Origin of the sequence: Chitinophaga sp. S165, assembly GCF_003182155.1 — a bacterium.
Lineage (GTDB): Bacteria > Bacteroidota > Bacteroidia > Chitinophagales > Chitinophagaceae > Chitinophaga.
The window spans coordinates 534,681-541,246 of the sequence record NZ_QGTG01000004.1 but is presented as its reverse complement, the minus strand read 5'-3'; the positions used below and the strand labels follow the sequence as shown (position 1 = coordinate 541,246).

6 protein-coding genes are annotated in these 6,566 nt (G+C 44.9%); 1 reads left to right on the top strand and 5 read right to left on the bottom strand.

Features of this window, described 5'->3' with window-relative positions:
- Positions 1-173 precede the first annotated feature (173 nt).
- The 5 genes from C7475_RS19440 to C7475_RS19420 form a co-directional block, all read right to left on the bottom strand.
- Positions 174-1,031, bottom strand: coding sequence for a hypothetical protein (locus C7475_RS19440; protein ID WP_110055043.1), 858 nt, complete (start codon positions 1,029-1,031; stop codon positions 174-176).
- Positions 1,032-1,220: 189 nt separating this feature from the next.
- Positions 1,221-2,300, bottom strand: coding sequence for a Gfo/Idh/MocA family protein (locus tag C7475_RS19435; protein ID WP_233259899.1), 1,080 nt, complete (start codon positions 2,298-2,300; stop codon positions 1,221-1,223).
- 25 nt (positions 2,301-2,325) lie between these two features.
- Positions 2,326-3,198: a DUF2314 domain-containing protein gene (locus tag C7475_RS19430; RefSeq protein WP_110055042.1), complete on the bottom strand. Its 873-nt coding sequence runs from the start codon at positions 3,196-3,198 to the stop codon at positions 2,326-2,328.
- A gap of 92 nt (positions 3,199-3,290) precedes the next feature.
- Positions 3,291-4,397 (bottom strand): hypothetical protein, encoded by a 1,107-nt coding sequence (locus C7475_RS19425; RefSeq protein WP_110055041.1) that lies wholly within the window; start codon positions 4,395-4,397, stop codon positions 3,291-3,293.
- A 9-nt stretch (positions 4,398-4,406) separates the two neighbouring features.
- Entirely contained in the window at positions 4,407-5,039 is a 633-nt protein-coding gene (locus C7475_RS19420) for an ABC transporter ATP-binding protein (RefSeq protein WP_110055040.1), read from the bottom strand.
- A 478-nt stretch (positions 5,040-5,517) separates the two neighbouring features.
- On the opposite strand from C7475_RS19420, the gene C7475_RS19415 reads away from it, so the two are divergent.
- Entirely contained in the window at positions 5,518-6,489 is a 972-nt protein-coding gene (locus tag C7475_RS19415) for a ribonucleoside-diphosphate reductase small subunit (protein WP_110055039.1), read from the top strand.
- Positions 6,490-6,566 lie beyond the last annotated feature (77 nt).

Genomic DNA, 6,566 nt, shown 5'->3' with positions numbered 1-6,566 from the left:
TTAGATACCGCTTAGATACCGCTAATCCTACGTTAATCCTACGTTCATGAACGTAGGATTAACGTAGGATTAGCGGTATCTAAGCGGTATCTAAGCGGTAAAAAAGGCAATATCTGCTTAGTACAAAAAAACTTTACAGTTTAAAGTTATGATGCAGGATTAGCTTTACAAGCTTACAAGCCCTCGCCTGGTTCTGTCTTCTGATCAGCCAGGCCGGCATCAGCAGCATCTACCTCACTAGCAGCAGCTTTGTTACCATTCCCATTACTCTCTTCCGGCAATTTATCCTTATACTGGGTCTTTTCCTTAACATTGAACAGGGTTTTAAACACCTCTTCCAGTTTCTCAGACGCCTCTTTAGAGAACAGGCCTACCAGGCAGGCAATAGCCATCATACCGTAAGGGTTCAATGGTACGCTATCCCGTGGCTCGTCAGCTTCACTCTTTTCAGCGGCAGGTATAGCAGCAGTAGAATCGGCAGCAGCCGTGGTTGAATCTGCGGCAGTAGTATCCGTAGAAGAAACTTCATGTACGGTACCTTCTTCCGGTACAGCACTCGCGCTAACCTCCCCTTCAGTAACAGCAGGAGTGGAAACAGCCTCCGTAACCTGGTTGTTCTCAGGCAGTTCAGGCGCTACCGGCGGACTATAAGTCAGTATCCCTCCTCTCAGCAACATGTAGAAGAACATAGCCATACCTGCGCCGATCAAGGGTCTTAACAGGTACCAGGGGATCCAGGTAGTTACAAATGTGCGGTTGCCTACAAAGGCAGTAAATGAGATGATGAGGTGAACATTAGCCCCCAACGCCCCTCCCAGTACCATCAACAACAGGAAACGGTGTTCTGCAGTGATGGTATATACACTTCCGAATAATTTGAACGGGTCTTTACTGCTTACGTAACCGGAGGGCCAGATGCAGATAATCGTGTAAAAAAGGAGGATGGCCATGATGCCGAAAAGGATCGTCAGGGTAATGATCCAGGCACGGTCTTTCGCGTTTGACTTGACCTTCTCTGATGTGGTAGACATAGGTAGCTATTATAGTGTTACAGATGGATAGTAAATAATGATCAAACAGCCACACTGTTGTTCAAAAGCAACAATGTGGCTGTTAGTATTAAAGCGGCATTTGTTCGTTCTTGTTGAAATGCTTGTTTGTCCCTTGCGAACTTCTTCTCTCCGTCTTCTCTGCTTGGTCTCTGCTTGGTCTCTTAACGCTTACTTCAGTACAACACGTTTCCCTTCTTTTGCAGAGGTACGGGCAGCTTCCAGAATACGTACAACGATTAGGTTGTTTTCCAGGGAAGACAGATCATTGCCCGGCTTCAAGGTACCATTCAGCACAGCTGCAAGATACGTAATATTGTCGGTATAAGCAGCCTCTGGCACGGTAACCGGCTGGTATTCATTCTTTTTCCTCTGTTGCAGATCTTTCGGGTTCAGTGCATGCAGATAACCTGATTTACCGAATACTTCCCAATCCTTGATACTAAAAGGCCAGTTCCAGGAGGCTTCGATGATACCGGTTGCTTCAGGATATTCCAGCAGGATGGTTGCATCATCTTCCACTTTAGGGTATACAGACGGTTTGATATGGCGGGCTACTGCTGTAACAGCGATAGGCGCCTTGCCATCCATTAGCCAGGTCATCAGGTTGGCACCATAACAACCGAAGTCCATCAATGCCCCTCCTCCGTTTTTCACAGGATCGGTTAACCAGCGCAGGAAGTCTTCACTGCAACCTATCTCCCGCGGCCCTTCATGACCGTCGTGCACCACCATTTTACGCACAGGACCTACGGCGTCCTGCTTTTTCACCATATCGTATACATACTGATTGGTATTGTACCAGGTAGTTTCGAAGTTGGTCAGCAAAGGGATGTTATATTTCTTTGCCAGCGCCGCCATTCTTTCTGCCTGTGCTACGGTAGTAGCCAGTGGTTTTTCCACCATTACCGGGATGTGTTTGGGCGCGCAGGCCTCCACCACATTAATATGTTCGGACACCGGATTGTAACCTAAAACGGCATCAGGATGCGTATGCGCCAACAAAGCATTCAGATCGGGATAGAAGAGCGAATCAGGCAGCTGATAACTTTTTTTGTAACGTGCGATGAGTTGTTGATCTGCCTCTGCGATGCCGGCAATGATCACCTGTCCTTTTTTCCACTGATGCATCAGCAGATGCACGTGGTCGTGGGACAAACCGGCTACGCCTACTTTCAGAGGTTGTTGTGCAACTGCTGTAAAAGCAGCGAATAAAAACAAAATGCTGTGGCTTAAAATCTTCTTCATCATGACATGGATGTTTGACCTGTATATTTTATACTTTTATGTTTAATACTCTCCAGCCATCTTCACCTTTAAAAGTGTAGATCTGCTGCTGGCTTTTTGTTCCGTTGGGAAAGATGCAGACTTCCGTAATGAGGTACAAATTGTCTGTGATCTTCTTACGATAAGGATAAGCGCGACGAAGGTCTCTGAAAACGGGAAAACCGTCCTTCTGGAGACTCTTGATGAAAGCTGTGCGTAAAATGTTGGCAGTAGTTTCCAGTATTTCCCTGCCACTACATCTGTCATTCATTTCCAGCAGCAGCATTCTGGCTTCCTCTTCAAAGTTCTTGCACGCAAGGGCTTTTTCTATATCCTGATCGTCATAGGCATCTTCGAGGCACAAAATGGCTCCTTCGGGCGTGGAAAAATCATGAACAAAGTAGTCAATTCCCTCGTCAATGTATAACCCTACCTGCCTGTCAAATTCAGGCCGCTCGTGGTCAGGCCGGCCATCGCGGATGGCCCGGATAGTATATCCTCCTATCAGGCGCCCTTCTTCAATGATCATCCAGTCGGAAATAAAACGGGGATCGATACCTATTTTCTGATTGACGGCAACAGAATTAACATAGACCGGCTTGTTCCCGACTATCCCATACAGGTTACCTTCATCATCAAAGCTGGGTGATACCAGCCAGAGGTGCTCACGATTTACACCATCATCTATCAATACTTTTACGGAAAAGTATTGTTGCTCCGGATCGGGCGCCAGCAGGCAATTCTGGAAATAATGTAAGGTGGCGTTGGCTTTTTCGATAGCCCAGTTCATACGTTCATCATCATCAGCTATGTGCACAACCGGCAACTGGTCGTCTACACCGGCATCGTTTCGCCTACCAAATATTTTTGATAAGAAACCCATAGATAATGGTTAAAAATATGTTTGTGTCCTTGCGTGCCCCGTTTACGACCTCCGGACGAATATACCCATAATTTCACTATGATAGTGAGTCGTCAGTCTACCTTTTCCAGGGGAGCCTCATAACGGTAATACCTATTGTAAAAAATAGTAAGCGCCGGTACCTGGAGCAGGATAATTCCATACCAATATAAGTGTGCCAATCCCATAAAAAGTAATACAACGATGATGATCAGCACCCAGCGGAAATATCTGTCCTGGTCCATCTGTGGAAAATACAACAGGCTACGCAACAATAATAACACAGATACTCCGGTAGCGACCAGCATGATAATATGTGCTGGCGTCGTCTGTTCCCATATCCTGTAAGTCAGCAGGATGCTTTCGGGTAGTAACAATACTAAATATAGTAACCCTGTCTGCAGGTATCTTTTCCACATTTGCACCGGCAACTGTGGCAGCAGGGAAAGATAAAGATCATCAAAACGCCTGTGATTGTATATCAGTACTACCTGTGACAGGATACATACCAGGAACCCTACCAGTACAAAGCGCACGTCATATGCTGTACCCATCAGCGAACAGGTAATAATGACTATTCCTCCCGATACCACTTTGGCGATAGCTAGTGACTTCATATTATTATTCAGCAGTTCATAACCATACAATGACCAAACCGGCTTCCGGATGGTCTTGTTCAGCCATTGCTGCCATCGGGCCAGGAAAGATACCGTACCGGGATGTTTCATTTTTTGATCATAGAGCCAAAGTGGCGCAATGACCATCACGATATTAAATAACCCTATAATAACAGCAGATAAATGAAAATGTAACTGTATGGCTATCAATGCAGCGATCCCGCTGTATATCAGTACAGGGGCATAGAGCGTAACATGCAACCATAACCAGGTACGCCATTTGGCGGGACCTTCCAGCAGACCGAGAGTACCAAAAAGGAAGGTGTGTTCTTTTGTGGATAATACATTGACGATAAACGCAATGCATTTCAGATTGTACAACAACCAGCCCAGGCATACGAGGGCCAGGAAGTCCAGGCTACCCGTAAAGCCCTTTATTAAGGTATGGTGATAAGAAGGTAGTTGTCCGCCGGGAACAATACCAAAAAAGAAATAGAACAACACGAGGAAAAACCCTGTGTTCTTCGCGTAATAACGCACTGTGAATATCTTGGATAAAGCCATTGGGGATAATTAGATCTTCACAATATTTTTTCCTTCCACCTGCAGGTGGATCGATCCGGCAGTTACCGGTTGATGAGAGGTGATACAAAAAGTGACCCCAAATTGCCGGTGGAATTCCTCTACTAATGTGTATAACAGTGGAAGTGATTGTGTATCAAGTGTAATTAGCGGTTCATCCAGCAAGATCACCTTAGGAGTACCGGTAAATGCCAGCAGCAGGGAGACCTTTTTCAACATACCGCTGGAGTAGCTGCTTACAGGCTGGTGGATAAACGATGCAACTCCCATCAGATCGATCATTTCCTGCACGTCTTTATACCCTTTCCCTTTGGTTTTCACGTACAGGGAAACAAGGTCACTACCGGTCACAAAGCCAGGGTAAAGGGGTTCCGCCTCTGCGTAATTCACAAGGCGACGGTATTGAACGGGCTGTTTATTACAGTTGATATCATTCTCCAGCAGGATATCGCCTTTAAATGGGATCAGTCCGGCCATGACCTTCATAGCGGTTGTTTTCCCGGCGCCATTGGCTCCCAATAACCAGTAAACCCCATAATTCAGTTCAAGGTTGTGGATATCTAACACCACCCTGTCATGATAGGATTTTATAACATGGTGAAGACTTAGTATATGAGAAGCCATATGGAGAAATATAATTTATTTGTAAATATGTGTAATAAATAGCTGAAAGTCAATTTGCATCAGGTGATTTAACAAAATTTTCGGGCTATAGACGTTATACTCATAGGCTTTTGTGCGTGGGAAATGTGAATTAAGGATTTATTAATATCCCTCTTTCTCCCGAGTGCGCTGTCATGGTATGTCTTCAAAATTCATCAGCTGTTTTTCCACACGCTGTTAAAAACTAAAAAAGGGTCAGGTGTCATTGATGTGTACATTTGTATCAGTTCACGACACGATTGTTAAGTCTCCAGGGATATAAGCGAACACCCCGGTAGCCGGTGAGGGAATTCCAACCAGCCGGCACATGAAAATTCGGTCGGAACATCTACGTATCAAAGGGTATCATGAAAGGGTCCAAATCAGTATAACGTGGGAATAAGAATCTCCGTCATGTCCTTTCTATCTGTATACGTTAACCATATAAAATTATTGAGCGATGAATTTAGAGAATGAACTGCTTTTAAAAGAAAACAAAGACAGATTTGTATTGCTGCCTATCAACTATCCGAAGGTTTGGGAGAAGTACAAACAACATGAGGCTAGTTTCTGGACAGCAGAGGAGATTGATCTGAGTGCAGATATGAAGGATTGGGGCAACCTCAATGATGGAGAGCGTCATTTCATCACACACGTATTAGCATTTTTTGCAGCAAGCGACGGTATCGTTAACGAGAACCTTGCTGTTAACTTCATGAGTGAGGTACAGTTACCGGAAGCGCGTTGCTTCTATGGTTTCCAGATCATGATGGAAAACATCCACTCAGAGACGTACGCATTATTAATAGATACTTATGTAAAGGACCCGGCAGAAAAAGACCGTCTGTTCCATGCAATTGATACAGTACCTGCTGTAAAGAAAAAAGCGGAATGGGCACTGCGCTGGATAGACAACGGCAACTTTGCTGAACGTCTGGTGGCTTTTGCTGCTGTTGAAGGTATCTTCTTCAGCGGTAGCTTCTGCTCTATCTTCTGGCTGAAGAAAAGAGGATTAATGCCAGGCCTGACCTTCTCTAATGAACTGATCAGCCGTGACGAAGGTTTACACTGTGAGTTTGCCTGTCTGCTGTACAGCATGCTGGAAAACAAACTGCCGGAAGAACAGGTACACACTATCATCCGTGATGCGGTTACTATCGAAAAGGAATTTATCACAGAAGCATTACCAGTAGCGCTGATCGGTATGAACAGTAAACTGATGGGCGAATACATCGAGTTTGTTGCTGACCGCTGGTTAAGTGAACTGGGCTATACTAAAATATACAACACGGCAAATCCGTTTGACTTTATGGAAATGATCTCCCTGCAGGGTAAGACCAACTTCTTTGAAAAGAGAGTAGGTGATTATCAGAAAGCAGGTGTGATGTCCGGCAAGGATACACAAACCTTCAGCCTGGACGAAGATTTCTAATAAGGCATAATAATTGCAGCTTATTGCAGAATTTGCCAACTAACCATAATTCATATTACTCAACCTCTTAAATTCAC

Bases quoted from the DNA above. Each gene is read 5' to 3' on its own strand.
- C7475_RS19430 (WP_110055042.1), bottom strand. From the start codon at position 3,198: ATGGGTTTCTTATCAAAAATATTTGGTAGGCGAAACGATGCCGGTGTA.
- C7475_RS19440 (WP_110055043.1), bottom strand. From the start codon at position 1,031: ATGTCTACCACATCAGAGAAGGTCAAGTCAAACGCGAAAGACCGTGCC.
- C7475_RS19425 (WP_110055041.1), bottom strand. From the start codon at position 4,397: ATGGCTTTATCCAAGATATTCACAGTGCGTTATTACGCGAAGAACACA.
- C7475_RS19420 (WP_110055040.1), bottom strand. From the start codon at position 5,039: ATGGCTTCTCATATACTAAGTCTTCACCATGTTATAAAATCCTATCAT.
- C7475_RS19415 (WP_110055039.1), top strand. From the start codon at position 5,518: ATGAATTTAGAGAATGAACTGCTTTTAAAAGAAAACAAAGACAGATTT.
- C7475_RS19435 (WP_233259899.1), bottom strand. From the start codon at position 2,300: ATGATGAAGAAGATTTTAAGCCACAGCATTTTGTTTTTATTCGCTGCT.